The organism is Thermoactinomyces mirandus (genome assembly GCF_013868055.1).
Lineage (GTDB): Bacteria > Bacillota > Bacilli > Thermoactinomycetales > Thermoactinomycetaceae > Thermoactinomyces > Thermoactinomyces mirandus.
Genome location: NZ_JACEOL010000088.1, coordinates 1 through 3,831, shown reverse-complemented (window position 1 = coordinate 3,831; position 3,831 = coordinate 1). Strand labels below are relative to the sequence as shown.

4 protein-coding genes are annotated in these 3,831 nt (G+C 39.7%); all 4 read right to left on the bottom strand.

Annotated elements, in window-relative coordinates; translation table 11 throughout:
* A partial coding sequence (locus tag H2C83_RS17140) for a hypothetical protein (RefSeq protein ID WP_181742384.1) occupies window positions 1-800 on the bottom strand: 800 nt, incomplete at its 3' end.
* 15 nt (window positions 801-815) lie between these two features.
* Entirely contained in the window at window positions 816-1,805 is a 990-nt protein-coding gene (locus tag H2C83_RS17135; RefSeq protein ID WP_220184258.1) for a hypothetical protein, read from the bottom strand.
* A gap of 25 nt (window positions 1,806-1,830) precedes the next feature.
* Entirely contained in the window at window positions 1,831-2,526 is a 696-nt protein-coding gene (locus H2C83_RS17130) for a hypothetical protein (RefSeq protein WP_181742382.1), read from the bottom strand.
* A 91-nt stretch (window positions 2,527-2,617) separates the two neighbouring features.
* On the bottom strand, window positions 2,618-3,831 hold a 1,214-nt coding region (locus H2C83_RS17125), incomplete at its 5' end, for a vWA domain-containing protein (RefSeq protein ID WP_220184257.1).

Here is a 3,831-nt window from a genome sequence, read left to right as displayed (position 1 = left end):
TTCTCCTCGGCTCCTGGTAAACTTGGATTTCTGATTATTGATATACTTTCTTCAAATTCTTTTACTTCCTGTCTGGGTACTTTATGATCTACGTACCTTGTCTTTGTAAACTCAAATGTCTCCCGATCTCTTGCTTTTACATAAGGGGGGTGTAGCTGTAAATGCATCAAGAATAATCCCAAAGCACGAAAAATATCCCCTTTCTTGAACAAAAACTGAATTGCTTTCCCCCGATCCTGATAAGATTGCATCTGATCATAGTTGATAAAAAAGAGACATCTCCCCATCTCAAGGTGAACTTCCTGCGATTTGTAATATGATTCTGAAGTAACAATCCCTTTATCCCTAATTTCTAACAATAATTGTTTTTGTTCTAAGGCTTTTTCTTTAAATCTTTGATGATTATTTAATGTGCTTTCCGTTGTTTTTCGATAAGATTGAATATATCTTAATCCCTCAACTTCATTAGCATATTTCTGCTCCAACTTTTTCAACACTTTATATGCCCATCGGACAAAAATAAATCTTCTTTTCATCAACCTATGTGTTGAACGAAAAAAAATCGAATATATTGCCGAAATGCTTAAAGCTATAAAAAGAACTTCAATAATTTCTTTCTTTGGAGGAATACTTCCGTCTTCTCTCAGAAACAGATAACCTGATGCCTCTCTACTTCGATGATAAGAAGCACTATAATAGATTTTGTCTTGGCACCTAATCACCTCAGGCATAATGACTACATTCTCACCTGTCCTTTTATAATCCTCAATAATTTTTTTGATGTGTTCAGGTGTTGCCACAAACCTCACCTCGATTCAGCTAAATAATTTTTTAATTCCTCGCACAGGAGCCGTAAAGAAATTTCGAACCGATTTGTTTTTGGAAAAGTATTTTCCTACAGTCCCTACTCCCCAAAAGCCCAAACCTATACCGGCCATTATTAAACCTGCCGGAGGAGCCATCGCAGTAGCAGCAACTAACAGGGGAGCAGCACCCATTAAAGCCCCTCCTGCTCCAGCCAGGCCTTTAAATACTCCGTCTGCTTGTTGCTGTGATCCATCTTCGGCAGCGAAGGCTTGGGAAAAACCCGCAATCGATTCATAGGTCGAAAGGCCGACACCGACCCAACCGGCAAATTTACCCAAACCACTGATCGATCCTGGAGATGCTGCAAGTTGCGAGAAACTAATTCTTCCCGAACCAGATAAACTACCTCTCCCAAACAGTCTGCTACCATACTCCCCGACTTTTTTCCAATCAACGTGGGACGAAAACAAAACTGATTTATCTACTGCATCCCATATATCCAACGATTTTTGAGCCCAGCCTGTTCCCTGTACATTGATGCCCAGAAATCCCCTTGCAATGGCTGCTACACCGGTATAAGCAGTACTGCCGACTGACCATTTGCTGACTGGTGTATTTTCTTCATACACTTTATTAAATTCATTTATTATCGCCTCTGCTGTTGCTATTTTTGCTATGTAAAAATCATTAAATATTGCTTTTAGTGCCTTATATTCACTGGTATCCGGAAAATTGATCACATTTTCCCAAAATGGGGTCTCTTTTTTCTCTGTTTCCTGAACCTGTGTATTTTTCTTCTCAGGTTCTACTTGTTGATGTTCTGGTACCTCTTGCGGCGTCACTTGCTGATGTTCTGGTGTCTCTTGCGGTAGGACCTGTTTATGCTGTAAATCCGCAAATGCAATAGAATACGGAATGACCAAATTCACTAAAAAAAGAATCAATAGAACAATTGCAAAAATCTTTTTTCTCTTCCGCACAAATAACACTGTGTTCATTTCCTCCTTCTTGCAGGGAATCTATTTAAAAACTGTATTCCTCCTCATAGCCAAATCCATACCATTCCTCAAAACAAGACCCTATCAAAAAGGTAAAATACGGTACAATCAACATTTTTAACAGAAGTTGTACGAGGACAATCATCCAATACACTTTTGTCACCAACAGGGTTGCAAACAAAAACAAAAAGTTGATCACCATTGTCAGTATTCCTGCAACCATGGTCACTCCCAGCACGGAGAAAAAATGATTCTTTACGATTTCAACCGTTTTCTTCAATCCGTTGAACCAACGCAATTCGTCGCTGACAACAACATAAGGATAAACGATGAGCAACGTTAAAATAATCAGTCCGGGAATAATCAGCAGCATGGTTCCGGCAATTGTTAACAAAGCAAGAAGGACTCCCATAACATAAACAGGGAACATATTCGTAAAAAAGATTTCAAAAGCCTGTCCGATTGTTGCATTCTGTCCTGTGATTTCCTGGCGAACCAGATAAATAAAGGGAATTTGTGCAATCATGAGAAAAACGGTTGAAAAGATAAACTGCGGAAAGCTTCCCATCGTCGGTAAACCGACTAAAGAAAAAAGGTTAAAGAAATAATTGCTGACAAATGTTTCAATCACCGACAATGGGAGCAGAATCGTTATACCAAACAGCAAAACCTTTTTCCAGTGACGGGCATAAAATGAAAAAGCGGATTTATAATGATCCAAAGGATTCACCCTTTCTTTGTATCCTGGTGAAAAAATAAAGCAGAGTGACTGATATCTCTTTTCTTTATATAGCAGTCACTCTTTTCAGACCTTATTCACCTTCGAGTTTTTCTCTTTCTTTTTTACTTTTTTCAGTAATCATTTCATCAATTTTAAACATATTATCTCGTAAAATCTCATCGATCTCATAAAATCTTTTTCTTAAGTATCTATCAATCTTATCGGATCGGTTCATAATCAACTTTGAGGCAACATCCATTTCATACAAAGTAATCTTGCCTTTTTCCTGCATAAAACGCACAGCATTATCCATGTTATCGTATTCTTTTTCCTGCATCTTGTTTAAAATACCTTGTCCAGTAAAAGCAAGTTTCTCTAGCTGATCTCTTTTTTCTAGCAATTGTTTATTTAAATCTAGCGATGTATCAATTCCCCAATCAAACCAGGCATCAATTAGTTCTCTCTGTTGCTGGTCAAAATACTCACGCAAATCAGCATCATCTTCCACAGTGGCATATTCTCCTCCGCCAGCTTCAGCCACTTCTTTCAAGGCCTGTTGTCCGGCTTTATCCACATCAAATCCGATGATATTCACAATCGGCCTGATGTTTGAAGTGTGCAAGGATTTGGCGGCTGTAACCGGATCTCCCCCACAGGTCTCTATTCCATCACTGACAATGTAGACAATATTATTATTTCCGTCTTGTCCATTAAGATCCTGGGCGGCTTTTTCGATCGCGAGGGCAATCGGGGTATATCCGGTGGGCTGGAATTTCTGCAAGGACTGCTCAAAGGAATCCTTTTTAAATGGAGTCAACGGATAAACCTGTTCCGTACTTTTACAGGAAACCTCTTTATCTTTCTTTTGGTTGCTGCCTTCATGCCCATACACTCTCAAACTGACATGGGCCTGTTCCGGAAGTGAATCCGCAAAACGCAAGATTGCATTTTTGGCCAAAGTCATTTTTGTATAACCATCCACTCTTCCGGCCATGCTTCCACTCGCATCCAGTAAAACAACCACATTAATCTGCTTCTGTTGTGCTTCAGGTGGCTGGTTTACTGTTCCTTCCGGTCCTGCACCCACCTCGTATGTGGTATCAAACTGGTCGAGTTTTTTTACATACGGTTCATAATCCTCTGCCAGGTAATGAATCAGGTACTGATACGCTTTTTCCCCGGTCAAGTTGGAGGGCAGTTTCATTAACTCTGCTTCCAATTTTTCCTTGTCGTAATTCTCCCCCGCAAACACACCAGGCCCTTCTGTTAACATCTCTTCCACTTCGGTTGCATAGGGCTTTATTT

Excerpts from the sequence above, each read along its gene's own strand:
- H2C83_RS17135 (WP_220184258.1), bottom strand. The coding sequence starts at position 1,805 with ATGAACACAGTGTTATTTGTGCGGAAGAGAAAAAAGATTTTTGCAATT.